A 19,995-nucleotide genomic window follows, 5' to 3' on the forward strand; every position below is an offset into this window, starting at 1 on the left:
TAAAATCAATCGAGGGATGAAGATGACAAAAGAACAACCCATTGGTTTTATCGATTCTGGTGTTGGCGGTTTAACTGTCGTCAAAGAAGCGATGAAGCAATTACCAAATGAACATATCCTTTATTTAGGGGATACAGCGCGATGTCCGTATGGGCCTAGACCTGCAGAGCAAGTCATCGAATATACATTTGAGATGGCTAATTTTTTGATGGAACAACATATCAAGATGTTGGTGATCGCCTGTAACACGGCGACGGCTGTTGCCTTAGAAGCGATTCGAGCTGCATTACCGATTCCAGTAGTCGGGGTTATTTTACCTGGTGCCAGAGCGGCTGTTAAAGCGACTAAAACCCAACAAGTTGGCATCATTGGGACAATCGGAACGGTTAAAAGTCAGTCTTATTACCAAGCCTTAAAAGCAAAACAACAAGAAATTACGGTTACCAGTTTAGCATGTCCTAAATTTGTACCGATCGTTGAAAGCAATCAATTTCAAACCGCCGTGGCAAAAAAAATCGTCGCGCAAACTTTGCAACCGTTAGTGCATAAACAATTAGATACCTTAATTTTAGGCTGTACTCATTATCCACTGTTACGTCCATTGATCCAAAATATGATGGGGGATGGGGTAACGTTGATTGATTCTGGCGCAGAGACAGTCAGTGAAGTCAGTGTCTTGTTGGATTATTTTCAACTAGCTAATCCTAATCCATTAAAAAAACGTGCTATTTTTTATACGACTGGTTCAACAGCTTTATTTGATGAGATTGCCACGCAATGGTTACCGATTACTCGTGCACAATCCAAAAAAATCCATTTAGGAGGTACGACAAATGAGATATAATGGTCGTTACGCATTCGATCACCGCGAAGTTTCATTTACAACTCAAGACAAAAAATATCCGTTTGCGACAATTACTTACACACAAGGAGAAACAAAGCTTACTATATCTTTAGTTGACTGTGACACACCTGCAGCATCGATCCTTTATTTTCCAGAAGATGCTACGGCACTTGACGAGGTCACACGTCAGCATACAGCAGCTGAACTATCACGTAACCTTGACCAACTGCTTCAAAAAATCGTGATCAGCGAGCAACCATTTGCTTTCAAAGTGATCGTAACGATAACTCAAGCAGACGGTAGTTTAACGGCTGCTACAATTAATGCTTTGTATCTTGTATTGAAACAAGCCATCGCCAAACAAGCGATGAGTAAACAGGAAACATTTGCATTAGTCGATGATTTTGCCGCAGTGACCTTAGCACAGCAAGAAGCTGAAATCCTTGTTGATCCGGATGCATTCGAAGAAGCGCAAGCGCGATTTTCAACGACAATCGTGATGTGTAAAGATGGTCGTTTTCTTGAATGGTACAACCAGTCATCAGAAGCATTTAGAATCGAGCGTATCAATGAAAGCTTTATTTTTGGTCAACGTGCTGCAGAGTCATTATTAGCTGAATTGATGACTACCTCACAACAAGAGGTTCCAACTCTTGAAGACAAAACGATCATGATCGCAACCAATAACCAAGGAAAAGCCAAAGAATTTGAAGCGTTATTTGCACAGGCGGGCTATAAGATCAAAACATTAGCCGATTACCCGGAATTACCAGAAGTAGAAGAGACGGGACAGACGTTTGCTGAAAATGCTCGTTTGAAAGCTGAAACGATTGCGCAACAACTGAATATTCCTGTATTAGCAGATGATTCGGGATTAAAAGTCGATGCGTTAAATGGGTTGCCGGGTGTATATTCTGCTCGATTTGCTGGTCTACAAAAAAGTGATGCAGCCAATAATGCGAAATTACTCCATGAATTGACAGACGTCCCAGATGAAGCGCGAACGGCGCAATTTCATTGTACACTAGCCTTTGCGGCACCAAAACACGAGACACTTGTTGTTTCGGCAGAGTGGCCAGGAGTGATTGGACGTATCCCAAGAGGAGAACATGGTTTTGGCTACGACCCATTGTTTATAGTACCAGATACCAACAAGACAGCTGCTGAACTGACTGGACCAGAAAAAAATGCTATTAGTCATCGTGGACAAGCGATGACCAAATTGGCTGCGGTTTGGCAAGAGTGGTTAGAAGGAGACGAAAAATGAACTATTTAGTAGTAAGCGACAATCATGGAGATCGCGAGATTTTAGAAACGATTGCGTCAACATTTTCAAACCAAGTAGATCTCATGCTTCACTGTGGCGATTCTGAACTGCCTGGAGATGATCCTTTATGGCAAACTTTTACAGTTGTAGGTGGAAACTGTGACTTTGATCCACGTTTTAAAGATTACCAAGTCATCACTACCAAAGAAGATACGATTTTGATTACACATGGACATCGTTATCAAGTCAATCAATCGATGACAGCACTTGGATTGCTTGCACAACAAGTTCAAGCAACGATTGTCGTGTTTGGGCATACGCATCGTTTGGGGTGTGAACAGTTAGGCGAGCGCTTATTTTTAAATCCTGGAAGCATTAGTCAGCCTAGAGGACTACCGCATAAAAGTTTTGCGATCATTAATAGTACACCAGCACAAGATGTGGTGACGTACTATGATCGCACGATGCAACCGATTGAAGGTCTCACGTTCACATTTGAAAAACATAAGAATGCTTAACAAGTCTATCGTTTTAAGAATGTCTGTACTACACTAAAGAAAAGAATGAAAGACTGGAGGGTATCACTTGATAGGCGAGAAAACCGAGCAGCTACTCTTAGAGAATCAAGAGAATTTAGTGATTCCTGCCGAGAACGTAGCCACAGTGCTCTATACACATGGGTTAGAACATGCATTATTAGTATTATCTAAAGTGGGATACAATCAAATTCCAGTTTTAGATCATGAGGATCGTTTTATTGGTGTGATCGGATTGTCCGATGTGGTGAATAAAATGATGGGGCTGACGGGTCTAGATGTTGCCGCATTAGAAAATTTAACCGTAGCGGATGTAATGGAAGTCAATATTCCTTGTATCACGCATAATGATGTGGAAGAAATTTTGCATCAATTGGTGAATCGACCATTTTTACCACAGGTTGATGAAAATGGCGTGTTTACAGGAATTGTAACACGCAAAGAAATTTTAAAATCAGTCAATCATTTAGCACATCAACTAGAACGACGCTATGATTTAGTTGAAAAAGTGACGGTACACTAAAAAAACGCTTCGCAATTTGCGAAGCGTTTTTTTTAAACTGTTGGTAAAATAGGTGTCGTAGGAATCGTGAAGCCAGCTTTTACTAAGGCACTGACTGAAGCATTCAGCAGTTCTTCTTCGATTTGATATTGAAAGCCGTTTTTGACATAAAGCGTACTACGTAACGCAAACATCCCATTGCCTAAATCGACCATTCCAAAAATAGAAGGAGGTGTGGTGATGCTGTCTTCATATTTCATTTCGATCTCATGATTGACTTTGCCAATCACTGCGCGAATCTGTTCTAGATCTTCAGCAGGATCGATACGGACATCAACTAATACACGCATGTTTGCTCGCGAAGCATTACTGACGGTCGTGATATTTCGATTGGGAATAAAATGAACCGTCCCATCAAATGCCTTCAGCTTCATCGTTCTAAGACCCACGCCCGTAACGGTTCCTTCGATATTTAAATTGGCTAATTTGATATAATCACCAACGGATACTTGTTGTTCCATAATAATAAAAAATCCAGTAATAATATCATTCATAAACCCTTGTGCACCTAGACCAATGGCTAACCCAATGATCCCAGCCCCAGCAAGTAAGGAGCCCACAGGAACACCTAAAGCTGAGAGTAATGAATAGACAAATAAAAAGCCTACCGTGTACTGCATGATGTTTCCGATCAAATTAAACATTGTATTCATCCGACTTGCATTCACACTATTTTTTCTATCATAGGATTTATGCGCTCGATTTAAAATCGCCAGAGATAATTTCCAAATAATTAAAAATAAAATAATAAGAAAAATGACCATAATCGTTTTTTGGATCACCAATGCGATCAATGCTTCCCAATCGATCGACGCCCACCATTTTTGCAGGGCATTTAATTGTTTGGTAGTTGGTTCAATAATTGAATTGGTACTGTCTGAGCTGACAGTAGACGTAACGCTTAGTAAAAGTGACATCGAGTCAGTCCTTTCTGTTTTATCTGTCCATTATTGTAACATAGGGATAAAAGAAAGGTCGATAAATTAAGATAAATGAACACCTTTATCTACAAAGATTGTTTCGCCGATAATGCCGCTTGATAGTGGACTGATTAAGAAGGCACAAGTATTTCCAACTTCTTCGATGGTCACACCCACGCTATCTGGTGTACGACTTTCAGATAATTGGATCAATTTTTGGTAGTCTTTTACGCCAGTTACAGCCAATGTTTTAATAGCACCTGCAGAAATTGCGTTCACACGGATTTTTTCTGGAGAAAGATCAGCCGCCATGTAACGTACTGCAGCTTCTAAAGAGGCTTTAGCAATTCCCATCATATTGTAGTTTGGTACCGCACGTTCTGAACCTAAATACGTTAAGGTTACGATTCCGCTGTTTTCAGCTAAGATTGGTTTTGCGTAGTGGCTAACCGCGATAAATGAATAGCTACTTACATCTTGTGCTAAAGCAAATCCATCACGAGATAAGTCTAATACGCTTCCTTGTAAATCTTCTTTATTTGCATAGGCGATAGCATGCACTAACCCATGAATTTCTGATGTATAGTCTTTGATTGTCTCAAATGCTTGTTTAATGCTTTCATCATTAGCAACATCACATTCAACTAAAAATTCTGATCCGTCTAATAATTTTTCTAAAGATTTTTTCATACGGTCATTTTGGTACGTATAGATCACTTCTGCACCTTGGTCGCGTAGTGCTTGAGCACAACCCCATGCAATACTGCGTTTGTTTGCGACGCCCATTACGACGACTTTTTTACCTTCTAGAAAACCCATAATGTCACTCCTTAAGTGTAAATGTATAGTAATATCATAAAACATCCATGATTTCTTATTATTATCGAAAAAACTTTGATTGTCAAACTAATTTTTAATTCTCTTAATAGTTATTGAATATTTTAGTAAAATATGATACTTTGATAACCAAAGTATTTATTTATGGATTCGAAAAGAGGATGACTCATGAAAAAATTGTTGACTGAAACTGAAGTAATGGATTTGATCCCAAATCGTTACCCGATTATTTATATTGACTATGTAGATGAAATTGAATCTGGGAAAAAAATTATCGCAACAAAAAATGTAACGATCAATGAAGACTTTTTCCAAGGACATTTCCCTGGAAACCCAGTCATGCCTGGTGCATTGATTTTAGAAACTTTAGCACAAGCAGGTTCGATCCTGATTTTAAAATCAGAAGAATTTTTAGGACGCACCGCGTATATCGGAGGCATCAATAAAGCCAAATTCCGTCGCAAAGTCGTTCCAGGTGACACGATGAAATTGTCATTTGAGATTACAAAAATCAAAGGCTCAGTTGGGATTGCTGATGCTGTAGCTACTGTGGAAGGTAAAGTATGCGCACAATGTGAATTTACCTTTATCGTAGGAGAACAAAAATAAAGCACACGAATTTCGTGTGCTTAACGCTTACTTCACTCGAGGTAAGCTTTTTTTATTTTTCTGTAGCTTCTTGTAATACTTCAATAGACGTAATTTTAACTGGATCTACAGGTTTTGAATTTTCGCCTGTTTCACTTGTTGTCACTTTTTCTTTGGCGATTTTATCGACGACATCCATACCGTCGATGACTTGACCAAACACAGCGTATTTGCCATCAAGTTCAGGTCGGCCACCATCTTTATACGCATCGATGATTTTTTGCGGGTAGTATTGGATGGCTAGACCGTCTGATTTGTCTTCGTGATTTTGAACGATGAAGAATTGGCTTCCTAGACTATCTGGTGCACTGCTGCTGGCCATGGAAAGGGCACCATTTAAATGATACAATTGATTTGAGGTCTCAGCTTCAAATCCTTTGCCCCAAATACTCTCTCCCCCCGTACCGTCACCTTTTGGATCACCACTTTGAATCATAAAATCTTCAATAACACGATGGAAAGTCACGTTATTATAGTAGCCTTCTTTAGCGTGAGTGATAAAGTTCTCCACAGCTTTAGGAGCAATTTTGGGAAATAGTTTGATTTTAATCGCGCCATCTGTAGTATTGAGTTGGACAAGATCTTCATCTGCTTTGACGTTTTTATCCAATTGCGGCAAGTCTAATGCATTTAGATCTACGGAATCGCTTGTTTTGGTTTCACTTTGAGTCGTAGTCGTACTCGTTGCTGTCGTTTTTGTATCGTTGGTACAGGCACTTAATGCAACAGTGGTTAAGGCAAGTGTTGCAAGTGTCCACATGATTTTTTTGTTCACAGTCATTGCTCCTTTTATTCTGATACTCTTATGATACCAAAACATTTAAGTAACGTAAGTAAAAAACAAGAAGTTTTAAGAAAAATATTGAGAAACGAGAAGCTTTTCTCTATACTACCTATAGAAAGAGGTGGAACATGAAGATTTTTATCCGGATATTTTTTGTTTTGTTATTTATAGTAGTGGTGGGATTGATATTTGCAGGAAATTATTTTTATAATTATGCCGTCGTTCCATCAGAAAAAAGTTTTTTAGAATCGGATACACCCGGAACTAAAGTGAAAAAATCGGCTGATCAAGAATGGTTTGAACAAGCCACTGGCCGAACCGATTGGCATTTAACGGCTGAAGATGGGTTAAAATTGCGCGCTATTTATATTCCAAGTGATAGTCCCTCAACAAAGACGGCTCTAGTGGTACATGGGTACATGGGCAAAGCAGACACAATGGCGGCGTATGCGAAGATGTACCATGACATGGGCTATAATGTCTTAGTCCCAGATGCGCGCGGTCATGGCCAAAGTGAAGGGGATTATATTGGATTTGGCTGGCATGAACGTCGTGATATGGTGGGATGGATTGATGAAATCATCCAAAAAAATGGTTCCGATGAAACCATTACACTATTTGGGATTAGTATGGGGGCAGCGACGGTCATGATGACTGCCGGTGAACCGTTACCAAAAAATGTCGTTTCGATCGTCGAAGATTGCGGGTATGCTTCTGTCAATGAAGAATTGACCTATCAATTAAAAGAATTATTTGGTTTACCAGCCTTTCCATTGATTCCGGTAACAAGCTTAGTCACCAAAGTCCGTGCAAATTACTTTTTTGGCGAAGCAGATGTTGTCAAACAGTTGCATAAAAATCAACTGCCAATATTGTTTATCCATGGAGATGCGGATACTTTTGTACCGTTTCACATGTTAGATGAAGTCTATGAGGCAACGAATGGTCCAAAAGAAAAATGGGTCGTACCTGGTGCAGAACATGCGAAAAGTTATGCTGTGGATCCTGAACAATACCGTCAAAAAGTAAAGGCCTTTTTAGAAAAGTACAATTAAATCAAACGGACAATGAGAGATTTAGGAGAGTCTAGGGAAAGTAATAGACAAACGACTAGTCAGTAGGTACAATGAAAGAGACTTTTTGACACACTAGGTTAGTATATAGAATGGAGGACAAGTTTAATGTCCATGTTTTTAGATCAAGTAACAATTGACGTCAAAGCCGGAAAAGGCGGCGACGGAATGGTCGCGTTTCGCCGTGAGAAATACGTACCAGATGGCGGACCTGCCGGAGGTGACGGTGGACGTGGTGGCGATGTGATTTTAGAAGTTGATGAGGGCTTGCGCACGTTAATGGATTTTCGCTTTAATCGTCACTTTAAAGCAATTCCTGGAGAAAACGGGATGAGTAAAGGGATGCACGGTCGGGGATCAGAAGATCTATACGTGAAAGTGCCACAAGGAACGACAGTACGTGATGCAGAGACGGGCGCATTTATCGGAGATTTAGTCGAGCAAGGCCAAACCTTGGTGATCGCAAAAGGCGGTCGCGGTGGACGTGGGAATATCCGATTTGCTTCACCTCGTAATCCAGCACCAGAGATTGCTGAAAATGGTGAGCCTGGCCAAGAACGCAAGATCGAACTAGAATTAAAAGTATTAGCCGATGTAGGTTTAGTTGGATTTCCTTCAGTAGGAAAATCAACCTTACTTTCAGTGATTTCTTCAGCCAAACCTAAAATTGGCGCGTATCACTTTACAACGTTAGTTCCAAATCTAGGAATGGTTACAACAAGCGAAGGCCAAAGCTTTGTGGTAGCAGATCTTCCAGGATTGATTGAAGGAGCTTCACAAGGTGTGGGCTTAGGAACGCAATTTTTACGTCATATCGAACGGACACGTGTTATTTTGCATATTGTCGATATGAGCGGTATGGAAGGTCGCGACCCTTATGAAGATTATCTAGCAATCAATGCAGAGCTAGCGACACATAACTTGCGCTTGTTAGAACGTCCGCAGTTGATCGTGGCCAATAAAATGGATATGCCAGACGCTGAAGAAAACTTAAAACTCTTCAAAGAAAAACTAGCAGCTGAACAAGACGATGAATTTGCAGATCCAATTCCGGTCTTCCCAATTTCAGGGGTAACACGACAAGGAATTGATGCTTTATTGAATGCGACTGCTGAATTGCTTGATGTGACAGATGAATTCTTATTATATGAAGAAGAAGTGGAAGAAGATGTAGTCGAATATGGCTTACGCAATGAAGGACCTGAGTTTGTGATCGATCGTCAACCAGATGCTTCTTGGATCTTAAGTGGTGAAAAACTAGAAAAACTATTTGAGATGACGAATTTTGATCATGATGAAACGGTCATGCGTTTTGCCCGTCAATTACGTGCAATGGGTGTCGACGAAGCGTTACGTACTCGTGGAGCTAAAGATGGTGACATCGTACGAATCGGGAACTTCGAGTTTGAATTTGTAGAATAAATATAAATAAGAAGAAGCTCTTTATGAGTTTCTTCTTATTTCTTTGTGTTTTCCTTATTTATTGGTAGAATAAAAAGAAAACGCAAAGAAAGAAGTGGTCTAGATGGAAAAACGAGTGATCGTCGTGACGTTTGAGGAAAATGCACTGGCCTATCAAGCATTTTCAGAAGCAAAAAAACTTTATGCGACAAGACAATTAAAAGTGGAACAAATGGCTGTTGTGAAACATTCTGAAGATGGCGAACATAAATTTTCGATTGAAGATTTTTTTGATCCAACAGGTTCGAATGCGACAACGACAGGTGGTATCATTGGAATGATCGTTGGTGTATTAGTCAGTCCACTTGCCATATTACTTGGTTGGTTTGGCGGAAGTTTAATCGGCGCAAGTAAAGATGCTAAAGAGTTATCCACAGCAAAAAATATTTTCGAACATTTAATCAGTCAAATCAATGAAGGAAATACTGGATTGATCTTGATTGTTGAAGAAGACGACAATCGTCCATTGAACGAATTGATGATGAATCAGTTAGGTGGGTCGATTCACCGCTTTACTTTTGAAGAGGTGGAATCAGAAATTAAACATGCAAAAGAAGTGCAAGATGAAACAAGTGCCTCGACAAAAGAAAATTGGATGGCACGACATAAAAAATAAGCAAAAGAAACGAGTCGAAAGATGGAATTAGAATTTTTAGGTACGGGCGCGGGTGTCCCAGCAAAACACCGTAATGTGACATCGATTGCATTAAAATTACTAGATGAACGCAATAAAGTATGGTTGTTCGATTGTGGTGAAGGGACGCAAATGCAAATTTTACGTACCACAATTCGTCCGCGAAAAATTGAAAAAATCTTTATTACACATTTACACGGAGATCATATTTTCGGATTACCTGGATTATTAAGTAGCCGGTCTTTTCAAGGTGGCGATGAAGGGTTAGAAATTTATGGACCAAAAGGGATCGAAGAATATGTTCGTACGTCTCTGAAACTCTCACAATCTCGTTTATCTTATCCGCTGACGTTTATCGAATTAGATGAAGAAGGACTGATTTTTGAGGATGATCGGTTTCAAGTCTTTACTAAAAGGTTAGACCATGGGATTGAGTGTTTTGGGTATCGAGTGGTTGAAAAAGATTATCCAGGAGAATTGCAAGTAGCACAACTTACGGCTTTAGGCGTGACACCTGGCCCCATCTTTGGTCGATTAAAACGAGGGGAAACGGTCACGTTAGAAAGCGGTGAAACAATCAATGGATTAGACTTTCTAGGCAAGGCTAAAAAAGGGAGAATCGTGACGATATTAGGCGATACAAGATATTGTCCAGCAGCGATCGAACTGGCGCAACATGCAGATGTGTTAGTCCACGAAAGTACATTCAATAAGCATGAAGCCAAAATGGCGCGTGCCTATTGTCATTCCACAACATATCAAGCCGCAACCGTTGCGCAAAAAGCCAACGTACGTCTATTGTGTTTAACGCATATTAGCGCACGTTATCTAGCCAAAGAATCAAAGGAACTTGAACAAGAAGCACAAGAGATTTTTGAACATAGTCAACTCATGAAAGATTTTGATATAATCGATATTCCATTTCAAACAGAAGAGGTGTAGAAGATGAAGTTAAAAGGTAAAGTTGTGTTTGTAACAGGAGCTTCAGCAGGGTTAGGAAAAAAAATCTGTTATGAGGCGGCTAAACAAGGTGCGATCGTAGTGGCCTGTGCCCGACGAATCGATGAATTAACAAAAGTAAAACAAACGTGTGCTGCATTAAGTAAACAAGAAGCATTTTGTTATCAATTAGATGTTTCAAATCCTACACAAGTTGATCAAGTTCTAGAAGCTATTTCTTTAGAAGTCGGTCCTATCGATGTCTTGGTCAATAATGCAGGTTTTGGTATTTTTGAAGATTTTGTCGCGTTTGATTTTGAAAAAACACGCCAAATGTTCGAAGTCAATGTATTAGGATTGATGTATATTACACAAAAAATCGCCGCACAGATGGTACAAGCCCAAAAAGGAAGCATTATCAATATTGCGTCGATTGCTGGGAAGATCGCGACACCAAAAACTGCGGTTTATTCGGCTACAAAATTTGCTGTATTAGGATTTTCAAATGCGTTGCGTCTTGAATTGAAACCATATGGTGTAAGTGTTACTACAGTAAATCCTGGACCAATGGAAACAAACTTTTTCACTACGGCAGATCCTTCAGGAAACTACGTCAACGGCGTGAAACCTTTCTTATCAAGTCCAGAAGTATTAGCTAAAAAAATTGTACGAACGATGCATAAACCAAAGCGCGAAATCAATCAGCCGAAAATTATGAACGCAGCAGCAAAAGCGTATACGCTATTTCCAAGTGTGGGTGATTATTTAGCAAGTGGTATTTTAAATAAAAAATAAGTGAATGTAGTATAAAGGGGTTAGGACATGAAAAATCAGTGGCGAGTTATAGTAGGGTTAGTATTGGCATTTATTATCGTGATCTTTGCAGTGTTAAATAATCAAGACGTAAAGATTAGTTTTGGGTTTACACAATTGAATGCGCCGCTTGTATTGGTGATTATGGGATCAGCATTTATTGGCGCAGTCGTGATCGCGTTAGTAGCGACTAGCGGCTATTTGAAGCAAAAGAAAACAATTAAAGAGTTGCGCAATCAAGCATTGACTGACGATGCAATCATCGAACGTCGAGTAGCAGAAAAACGTGCCGAATTAGAGCGCGAATATGCAAACAAAGCAGTCGAAATGCAACAAGCATTTGATCAAAATCAAGTCTCGATCGAAGAGGCGAATGAAACTAAATCGTTAGACGATACAATCGAATAAAAAAAGAAAAGAAGAAGTCCTAAAGAGGTGACTTCTTCTCTTTTTTTGGCTTTTTTGCTATAATATGCAAGTTGGGAGTGATTGTGTGCCGAAAAAAAAATACGAATGGATCGAGCCGCAAACGGTTCAATTACCAGTAGAATTTACACAAGCGTTACAAGCTGAGCAACTACCAGAAATTTTAGCACCGATTCTATATACACGTGGAATCCAAACGAAAGAAGCGTTGCATGACTTTTTATATCCAGACCTTGCAAGCTTACATGATCCTTTTTTACTTTACGATATGGAACGAGTGATCGAACGTATCCAACAAGCGCTGATGGAAGAAGAAGCGATCTTGATTTACGGGGATTATGATGCCGATGGAATCACCAGTACAACCGTGTTAAAAGAAGCATTAGAATTACTTGGTGCACAGGTATCGACGTATTTACCAAATCGCTTTACTGATGGCTACGGACCAAATACACGTGTCTATAAAGAACAAATCGAAGCGGGGATTCAATTGATTATTACGGTCGATAATGGCGTATCTGGTCATGAAGCCATTGAATATGCGCGCACTCAAGGTGTTGACGTTATCGTAACGGATCATCATGAATTACCAGAAATCTTACCAAATGCTTACGCGATTATTCATCCAAAACATCCACAAGGGGCTTATCCATTTAAAGAATTAGCTGGAGTAGGAGTAGCCTTTAAACTCGTCTGTGCACTGCTAGAAGAAGTCGTTTATGATGCATTAGATCTCGTTGCAATTGGAACGGTCGCAGATATGGTCTCCTTGACTGGTGAAAATCGGGTATTGGTCTCACAAGGGATCAAAGCATTGAAGCAAACGCAGCGTTTAGGACTACTTGAATTGTTCAACGTAAGCGGAGTGGATCCTTTGACTATCTCAGGAGAAACAATCGGATTTTCTTTAGCCCCTAGATTAAATGCTTTAGGTCGTCTAGCTGATGCCAATGAGGCGATTACGTTATTGTCGACATTTGATTCACAAGAGGCCAGTCAACTGGCAAAAGAATTAGATGAATGGAACACAAAGCGAAAAGCGCTCGTTGAAGCGGTTATGGAAGAAGCGACAAAACAATTAAATCCAATACATCAAGTCAATGTATTGCTTGGTGATGAGTGGCACGAAGGCGTATTAGGTATTGTAGCAGGTCGGATTATGCAAGAAACAGCAAAACCTACTATTGTGTTGACACGTTTAGCCTCGGGTTTGGTTAAAGGATCTGGTCGTAGTATTCCGCAAGTGGATTTGTTTATGATGCTATCTCAATGGAAAGAAGAATTTCGCTCTTTTGGTGGACATCATTCGGCGATTGGGATTACGTTAGAAGAAGCGTATGTCGATACCCTCCAGCAAAAAATGGATGCGTATCTGTTAGAGAAAGGACTTGAGAACAAAGGGCTTCCGTTAAACATTGCAGCTTCCTTATCATTGTCTCAAGTCGACCTCACTTTAGTGGAGGCGATTGATCGTTTTGCCCCATTTGGAATGGACAATGCGTTACCATTATTTGAATTTGATCATTTAAAAGTCGACAACTTATCCGCGATCGGTGCCAAGCGAAACCATTTGAAAGGTGTGCTCCAAGAAGCACAACATCAATTGGATATGATTGCTTTTCAAATGGGAGATTCTTTAGATGCTTTGCAAGCAGACAATGTGTCGTTTGTTGGAAAACTGACGCTCAATGAATGGAATGGTCGAAAAAAGGTCCAACTACAAGTAGAAGATTATGCTACAAAAGGTGTCCAATTCTATGATTATCGAACAAAAAAACGTATGTTGCCCATGGAAGAAGGAATCTATCTTTCGTTTACTGATCGCTCTTCTACATTTAAAAAGAGTTTGCCACATCTTACAGAATTAACCAATGAACACGCAATTAAAGAATGGATTGAAACAGCGCCATCCACCACGAAAATCGTATTTGTGGATTGTCCGATATCATTAGAATGGTTACGTCTTATTTATCAAGCAGAAGTGACACAAAATTACTATTTAGTTTTTGAGACCGAAGATGATGCCTATTTAGACGGTCTTGGAACGCGTGAACAATATGCCCGCTTGTTTACCTTGGTCAAACAAGTCAACACACTAGACATTCGGTATAAATTAGCAGAAGTTGCGAAATACTTAAATTTACCACCGAAACTATTAATTTTCATGATTCAAGTGTTTTTTGAGTTGAAATTTGTTACAATAGACGATGGTGTTTTAAGTTATGTTCCTGACGCACCCAATCGGGCACTGTCAGAAAGTGTTCTTTATCAAGAGCGCCAGTTAAAGATGGAGAGTCAATCCTTTTTGCAATTAACAAACTTAGAAAATTTAAAACAATGGTTTTTTTCATAGGAGGAAAAAATGGATTTAAAAAATTATATCGCAAGTATCGAAAATTATCCGTCAGAAGGAATCGTCTTTCGTGACATTTCACCTTTAATGGCAGATGGCGATGCTTACCGTGCCGCTACACATGAAATTGTAAAATATGCAGAAGAAAAACAAATCGATATGGTCGTAGGACCTGAAGCACGTGGATTTATCGTCGGTTGTCCAGTAGCCTATGAATTAGGTGTTGGTTTTGCTCCTGTTCGCAAACCTGGAAAATTACCACGTAAAACAATTTCTGTCTCATATGATTTAGAATATGGGAGTGATACATTATCGTTGCACGCTGATGCAATCAAACCAGGTCAACGCGTATTGATTTGTGACGATCTACTTGCAACAGGTGGTACGATTAAAGCGACTATCGAATTGATCGAAGAACTAGGTGGAATCGTGGTAGGTTGTGCATTTTTAATTGAATTAAAAGATTTACATGGCCGTGACAAAATCGAAGGCTATGACATGATTACATTGATGGAATATTAAAAAAAGCAAGTGAGCTAAATAGGCTCACTTGCTTTTTTTATTCCGATCGTTTGGTATAAGAAGAAAAGCGCGCATTCTTTTTTTGATAGTGTAAACGGTAGCGCTTATCGTCCCATGCAACCAACCACATAATTCCTAACGGACAAAAAATTAAAAACGAAATCAACGTACCTGCACGACCAAGCAACATACCGACTAACAACACGACTAAAATAAATCCATAGCGACGAATGGCTTCCATTTTCTTCACTCCTAATCATTATACGAACAAACGTTTGCTTTATTAGTATACAAACATTTGTTCGTTTTGTAAAGAGGAATCGACGAAAAAATACGTCTAACTATTATCGCATTCACGATGGAATTTAAAAAAACATAAAGAAAAAGATTCTCTAGTGGAAAAACTAGAGAATCTTCCTATTAATTATCTAAATGTCGGTACAAGCCGACTACTTTACCTAAGATACGCACGGAATCAAGTAAAATAGGGGCTAAAAAATCATTTTCGGGTTGTAGTCGAATATGATCACTTTCTTTATAGAACGTTTTACAGGTCGCTTCATTTTCATCAGTCATTGCAATCACGATATCTCCGTTTTGAGCGATATCTTGTTTACGAATAATCACTTGATCGCCATCTAAAATTCCCGCATTGATCATACTTTCACCACGAATCGTTAGCATAAACAATTGACTTTGTTCATGTAAAAAATCAGGTGGTAGAGGGAAAAAATCTGAAGCATCCTCGACTGCTAAAATCGGTTCACCAGCTGTTACCACACCTAGTAGTGGAATTTGAGTAGGGGCAATATCGAGTACTTCTAATCCTTTGGTCGTTAATTCGATGGCTCGCGGTTTCGTTGGATCACGTTGAATATATCCCTTCTTTTCTAAACGAGCTAAATGCCCGTGAACAGTAGAGGTAGAAGAAAGTTGCACAGCTGCTCCGATCTCACGAACAGTGGGTGGATATCCTTTTTCTACTACTTTTGTATGTATAAATTTTAATACTTCTAATTGACGACTTTCTGTACGTCTAGCCAACGTTTACACCTTCTTTCGAATTCTAATTTAATTTTATCATACGTTTACATTGAATTCAAACAAATGTTCGTATGTGACCGATCTGATAGTTGTCTTTTTAAGCATAATCTATTACTATGAAGAAAAAGCACTGGAGGAATCGATATGTTATCAGAACAAAAGATGGCAAGAATCAATGAATTAGCACGGAAAAAGAAAGCAAGTGGCTTAAGTGAAGGCGAACTTGCAGAACAAAAATTACTGCGTGAAGAGTATCTTGAAGCCTTTCGTGGTGGGATGAGACACCACATTGAAGGGATGAAAGTTGTGGATCCAGAAGGAAATGACGTTACACCAGATAAATTAAAAGAAATTCAACGTCAAAAAGGATTGCACGATCGCGGATAAAAATTAAGATAAGGAATGTAATCTTTGAGGAACAAAGATTGCGTTCCTTGTTTTTTTCTTTTATAATAGAGAAGTATATTAATAGTAAAAAAAACCAAAAAACGGAGGCGTTACATTTGTTTGATAAAATTGATCAATTAGGTGTCGATACATTACGTACATTAAGTATCGATGCAGTACAAAAAGCCAACTCAGGGCATCCAGGATTACCAATGGGAGCTGCACCAATGGCTTACGCATTATGGACAAAACATTTAAAAATCAATCCGGCTACTTCTCGTAATTGGGTTGACCGTGATCGTTTCGTTTTATCAGCAGGACATGGATCAGCATTATTATACAGCTTGCTTCACACTGCAGGATACAACGTGACGACAGAAGATCTAAAAAGCTTCCGTCAATGGGAAAGTAAAACACCAGGACATCCTGAAGTCAATCATACTGACGGTGTCGAAGCGACAACTGGCCCATTAGGACAAGGTGTGGCAATGGCAGTTGGGATGGCAATGGCCGAAGCGCATTTAGCCGCAACATACAACAAACCAAATTATAATGTCATTGATCATTACACATATGCACTATGTGGTGATGGGGACTTGATGGAAGGTGTTTCACAAGAAGCAGCTTCAATGGCAGGTCATTTAAAATTAGATAAATTGATCGTACTATACGATTCAAATGATATTTCACTAGATGGTCCAACAAATAAATCATTTACGGAAAATGTAGGTCAACGCTTTGAAGCATATGGCTGGCAACATATTTTGGTCAAAGAAGGCAATGACCTAGAAGCGATTAGTCGTGCAATTGAAGAAGCTAAAGCAGAAACTGGAAAACCAACCTTGATTGAAATTAAAACAATTATTGGATTTGGTGCTCCAAAACAAGGGACTTCTGGCGTTCACGGAGCTCCTTTAGGTCTTGAAGGGGTACAAGCAGCCAAAGCAGCATATGGATGGGATTACCCAGAGTTTACAGTTCCTGAAGAAGCAAAAGCACGTTTTAAAGAAGCGATCAATGATCGTGGTGCCAAAGCAGAAGCAGCGTGGAATGTTTTATTTGCAGATTATGAAACAGCTTATCCAGAACTAGCAGCACAATTCAAAGCCGCTTTTGCTGGCGAGTTACCTGAAAATTGGGACCAAGAAATGCCACGTTATGAAGAAGGATCAAGCCAAGCAAGCCGTGTATCAAGTAAAGAAATGATCCAAGCAATCTCAAAAGCCGTTCCAAGTTTCTGGGGTGGTTCAGCGGATCTTTCAAGCTCAAACAATACAATGGTTGCAGCAGAATCTGATTTCGAACCAGAAAATTATGCTGGTCGTAATATTTGGTATGGTGTACGTGAATTTGCGATGGCTGCTGCAATGAACGGAATCCAATTACATGGTGGAACACAAGTATACGGCGGAACATTCTTTGTATTCGTAGATTACTTACGTCCAGCAGTACGTCTATCTGCTATTCAAGGCGTACCAGTAACTTATGTGTTAACACATGATTCAGTTGCTGTAGGTGAAGATGGCCCAACCCACGAACCTGTAGAACAATTATCAAGTTTACGTTCAATGCCAAACTTACATGTGATTCGCCCGGCTGATGGAAATGAAACACGCGCAGCATGGAAAATCGCCATGGAATCCAAAACAACACCAACCGTATTGGTATTAAGCCGTCAAAATCTACCTGTATTGCCAAATACTGTTACAGATGCAGATGAAAACGTGAAAAAAGGAGCGTATGTGGTCTCTCCTCAAAACGGTGAAACACCAGAAGGTATCTTGATTGCGACAGGTTCTGAAGTGTATTTAGCTTATGAAGCGCAACAAGCTTTAAAAGAAAAAGGAATCGATGTGTCTGTTGTCTCAATGCCAAGTATGGAATTATTTGAAAAACAAAGTCCAGAATACAAACAAAGTGTATTGCCAAAACAAGTGAAAAAACGTGTGGCAATCGAAGCTGGATCACCATTTGGATGGGATCGTTATACTAAATGTCATGGTAAAGTGATTGCCATCGATCATTTTGGGGCTTCAGCTCCAGGAACAACCGTCTTGGAAGAATTTGGCTTCACGGTAGCAAATGTTGTTGAAACATTTGAAACATTATAGTCATTAAATTTTAATCTAAGGTACGATAAAAAAACTCTGTTGGTCTGACGCGGCTAAACGGAGTTTTTTTATCGTTTTTTATGAAAATGCTCGTGATGCTTTTATGAACAATTTGATTTTTTAGTGAAGATAATCGTATAATATAGTAAGGTTAATGGGAAAATTAGGAGGAATTTATGACGCAGAAAACAAGAAGTCAACGACACCAAAAACAAGCGACGCCACGTCGACCACTTACTATGGCGCTTCCGCTTGCCGGAGCCGCGATGATGGTGACACCAATGGTCGTGGATGTATCTCAACAAGTTTCAGCTGATGAAGTCGGATACAGCCAAGCGCAACAATTAATTAATCAAATTGGACCATCTGCTTCACAAATCGCCGATCAATATGATTTATATGCCTCTGTCATGATCGCACAAGCGTTATTAGAAAGTGGTAATGGGGGCTCTACTCTTTCTAGCGCACCTTATTACAATTTATTTGGTGTTAAAGAATATCACGGTGGGCCATCAGTTTGGTTATCCACACAAGAGTATTTAAATGGTCAATGGGTGACGATGAGCGAACCTTTTAGACAATACAATTCTTATTATGAGTCATTAGTGGATCATGCGAATGTCTTAGTGTCACAAGGTGCAATGACAGGACAACCTCGATATGCAGGTTCATTTAAGCGCAATGCACCAAGTTATTATGAAGCTACGGCAGCTTTAACTGGTCGTTATGCGACAGATCCTACTTATGGACAAAAATTAAATTGGTTGATCCAAAACTATCAATTGACACAATACGATACTGGTAGTTCATATGTTGAAGCGACACCAGTAGTTGAAGAAACTGCTACACAATCCGCTCAAGCAGCAGTCCAAACCACATCAGGTACAACATATACTGTCGTCGAAGGGGATAGCTTATGGTCAATTGCCCAAAAATATAACGTATCTTTAGATGATTTGATTGCTAAAAACAATATTTCTGGAAATCTGATCGTAGTTGGACAACAATTAACACTATAATTAAATAGATCAAAAAAAGAGATATCCAATCCTGGTTATCTCTTTTTTCGTAAAGAAAGAAGGAGCATAAGATGAAACCTTATTTATTTGTAATTGGAGATGTTCATGGACAATATGACTTGATGATGAATCTATTGAAAGACTATGACCCAGTGGTCCATCAACTTGTCTTTATTGGGGATTTGATTGATCGTGGACCTAAAAGTGTAGCTTGTATGCGTCAAGCGAAACAACTTGTAGAGACAGATCAAGCGATTTATTTAAAAGGCAATCATGAAGATTATCTATTACGTTTTTTAGCTGATCCAGAAGATGTATTTGAACGCTATCTTTTAAATGGTGGACAAGCCACGATCGAAGGATTATTGCATCAAGGCGCAACAGCAGAATATTCGCCTACTGAAATGGCGATGATGATTCGCTCAAGAGAAAAAGAACTTATTGCGTTTTTGGAAGCATTACCGTATGTTTATGAATGGAACGACTATTTATGCGTTCATGCTGGAGTCAATTTAGCCTTGTCAGATTGGAGAAATACGACATCACATGATTTTTTATGGATTCGTGAACCGTTTCATCACTTGCCAAATCAAACGGGAAAAACAATTGTTTTTGGACATACGATCACGCAAGTTTTAGCTGGTGACAATGAATCGACAGCTTTGTGGCAACACGATCATAAAATTGGGATCGACAGCGGGGCAACATATGGTGGTGTATTACATGGTGTGATTTTTGATCGAACAACATTACTTCAAGATATAAGCTATCCCAATTATACAAATATTTGGACAGGCGAACGTTAGGAAAGAAGG

The 19,995-nt window shown here is 39.4% G+C and carries 22 protein-coding genes; 17 read left to right on the top strand and 5 right to left on the bottom strand.

All coding sequences use genetic code 11. The annotated features are described in order from the left end of the window. Window positions 1-16 precede the first annotated feature (16 nt). From racE to cbpB, 4 genes are all read left to right on the top strand, one after another. Window positions 17-844, top strand: a complete 828-nt coding sequence (gene racE, locus I573_RS07925; RefSeq protein WP_281168760.1) for a glutamate racemase — start codon at window positions 17-19, stop codon at window positions 842-844. Then, window positions 834-2,111, top strand: a complete 1,278-nt coding sequence (locus I573_RS07930; protein WP_016185537.1) for an XTP/dITP diphosphatase — start codon at window positions 834-836, stop codon at window positions 2,109-2,111. Before racE ends, I573_RS07930 begins: the two co-directional genes overlap by 11 nt. Next, on the top strand, window positions 2,108-2,629 hold the full coding sequence (locus tag I573_RS07935) for a metallophosphoesterase (protein WP_016185536.1): 522 nt from the start codon (window positions 2,108-2,110) through the stop codon (window positions 2,627-2,629). The genes I573_RS07930 and I573_RS07935 overlap by 4 nt, the downstream gene beginning before the upstream one ends. Window positions 2,630-2,696: 67 nt before the next feature. Further along, the gene (cbpB, locus tag I573_RS07940; protein WP_016185535.1) at window positions 2,697-3,170 is read left to right on the top strand and encodes a cyclic-di-AMP-binding protein CbpB; all 474 of its coding nucleotides are present in this window, start codon (window positions 2,697-2,699) and stop codon (window positions 3,168-3,170) included. Window positions 3,171-3,202: 32 nt separating this feature from the next. Here cbpB and I573_RS07945 read toward each other — a convergent pair whose 3' ends face one another. After that, entirely contained in the window at window positions 3,203-4,126 is a 924-nt protein-coding gene (locus I573_RS07945; RefSeq protein ID WP_016185534.1) for a mechanosensitive ion channel family protein, read from the bottom strand. A 66-nt stretch (window positions 4,127-4,192) separates the two neighbouring features. After that, on the bottom strand, window positions 4,193-4,948 hold the full coding sequence (gene fabI, locus I573_RS07950) for an enoyl-ACP reductase FabI (protein WP_016185533.1): 756 nt from the start codon (window positions 4,946-4,948) through the stop codon (window positions 4,193-4,195). A 186-nt stretch (window positions 4,949-5,134) separates the two neighbouring features. Between fabI and fabZ the strand changes: the two genes are divergently transcribed. Beyond that, window positions 5,135-5,575, top strand: a complete 441-nt coding sequence (fabZ, locus tag I573_RS07955; protein WP_016185532.1) for a 3-hydroxyacyl-ACP dehydratase FabZ — start codon at window positions 5,135-5,137, stop codon at window positions 5,573-5,575. Window positions 5,576-5,627: 52 nt separating this feature from the next. Here the strand turns inward: fabZ and I573_RS07960 are convergent, their stop codons facing one another. Beyond that, on the bottom strand, window positions 5,628-6,395 hold the full coding sequence (locus I573_RS07960; protein ID WP_051109570.1) for a peptidylprolyl isomerase: 768 nt from the start codon (window positions 6,393-6,395) through the stop codon (window positions 5,628-5,630). Between the two features lie 131 nt (window positions 6,396-6,526). Between I573_RS07960 and I573_RS07965 the strand changes: the two genes are divergently transcribed. From I573_RS07965 to I573_RS08000, 8 genes are all read left to right on the top strand, one after another. Continuing rightward, window positions 6,527-7,453, top strand: coding sequence for an alpha/beta hydrolase (locus I573_RS07965; RefSeq protein ID WP_016185530.1), 927 nt, complete (start codon window positions 6,527-6,529; stop codon window positions 7,451-7,453). Window positions 7,454-7,579: 126 nt separating this feature from the next. Beyond that, window positions 7,580-8,893 (top strand): GTPase ObgE, encoded by a 1,314-nt coding sequence (gene obgE, locus I573_RS07970; RefSeq protein WP_016185529.1) that lies wholly within the window; start codon window positions 7,580-7,582, stop codon window positions 8,891-8,893. 103 nt (window positions 8,894-8,996) lie between these two features. Next, on the top strand, window positions 8,997-9,548 hold the full coding sequence (locus tag I573_RS07975) for a DUF456 domain-containing protein (RefSeq protein WP_016185528.1): 552 nt from the start codon (window positions 8,997-8,999) through the stop codon (window positions 9,546-9,548). 21 nt (window positions 9,549-9,569) lie between these two features. Beyond that, the gene (gene rnz / locus I573_RS07980) at window positions 9,570-10,508 is read left to right on the top strand and encodes a ribonuclease Z (RefSeq protein ID WP_016185527.1); all 939 of its coding nucleotides are present in this window, start codon (window positions 9,570-9,572) and stop codon (window positions 10,506-10,508) included. A 3-nt stretch (window positions 10,509-10,511) separates the two neighbouring features. Then, complete coding sequence (locus I573_RS07985) at window positions 10,512-11,300, top strand: SDR family NAD(P)-dependent oxidoreductase (protein ID WP_016185526.1); 789 nt, start codon at window positions 10,512-10,514, stop codon at window positions 11,298-11,300. 27 nt (window positions 11,301-11,327) lie between these two features. Next, window positions 11,328-11,726 (top strand): LapA family protein, encoded by a 399-nt coding sequence (locus tag I573_RS07990; protein WP_016185525.1) that lies wholly within the window; start codon window positions 11,328-11,330, stop codon window positions 11,724-11,726. 85 nt (window positions 11,727-11,811) lie between these two features. Next, window positions 11,812-14,097 carry a single-stranded-DNA-specific exonuclease RecJ gene (gene recJ, locus I573_RS07995; RefSeq protein WP_016185524.1) on the top strand — a complete coding sequence of 762 codons (2,286 nt, stop codon included), beginning with the start codon at window positions 11,812-11,814 and terminating at the stop codon, window positions 14,095-14,097. A 9-nt stretch (window positions 14,098-14,106) separates the two neighbouring features. Next, a complete protein-coding gene (locus I573_RS08000; RefSeq protein ID WP_016185523.1) occupies window positions 14,107-14,619 on the top strand; it encodes an adenine phosphoribosyltransferase in 513 nt (170 codons plus the stop codon). A 37-nt stretch (window positions 14,620-14,656) separates the two neighbouring features. Here the strand turns inward: I573_RS08000 and I573_RS08005 are convergent, their stop codons facing one another. After that, entirely contained in the window at window positions 14,657-14,860 is a 204-nt protein-coding gene (locus I573_RS08005; protein ID WP_016185522.1) for a hypothetical protein, read from the bottom strand. Between the two features lie 179 nt (window positions 14,861-15,039). Next, window positions 15,040-15,663 (bottom strand): transcriptional repressor LexA, encoded by a 624-nt coding sequence (lexA, locus tag I573_RS08010; protein ID WP_016185521.1) that lies wholly within the window; start codon window positions 15,661-15,663, stop codon window positions 15,040-15,042. A gap of 144 nt (window positions 15,664-15,807) precedes the next feature. Here lexA and I573_RS08015 point away from each other — a divergent pair, with 144 nt between their 5' ends. The 4 genes from I573_RS08015 to I573_RS08030 all read left to right on the top strand — a co-directional run bounded on the left by I573_RS08015 (window position 15,808) and on the right by I573_RS08030 (window position 19,986). Further along, window positions 15,808-16,050: a DUF896 family protein gene (locus I573_RS08015; protein WP_016185520.1), complete on the top strand. Its 243-nt coding sequence runs from the start codon at window positions 15,808-15,810 to the stop codon at window positions 16,048-16,050. A 116-nt stretch (window positions 16,051-16,166) separates the two neighbouring features. Next, entirely contained in the window at window positions 16,167-18,161 is a 1,995-nt protein-coding gene (gene tkt, locus I573_RS08020; RefSeq protein ID WP_016185519.1) for a transketolase, read from the top strand. A 176-nt stretch (window positions 18,162-18,337) separates the two neighbouring features. Then, window positions 18,338-19,180, top strand: coding sequence for a glucosaminidase domain-containing protein (locus tag I573_RS08025; RefSeq protein WP_016185518.1), 843 nt, complete (start codon window positions 18,338-18,340; stop codon window positions 19,178-19,180). A gap of 71 nt (window positions 19,181-19,251) precedes the next feature. Beyond that, entirely contained in the window at window positions 19,252-19,986 is a 735-nt protein-coding gene (locus I573_RS08030) for a metallophosphoesterase family protein (RefSeq protein ID WP_016185517.1), read from the top strand. The last annotated feature ends 9 nt before the right edge of the window (window positions 19,987-19,995 follow it).

It is taken from the genome of Enterococcus sulfureus ATCC 49903 (genome assembly GCF_000407605.1).
Classification (GTDB): Bacteria; Bacillota; Bacilli; order Lactobacillales; family Enterococcaceae; genus Enterococcus_G; species Enterococcus_G sulfureus.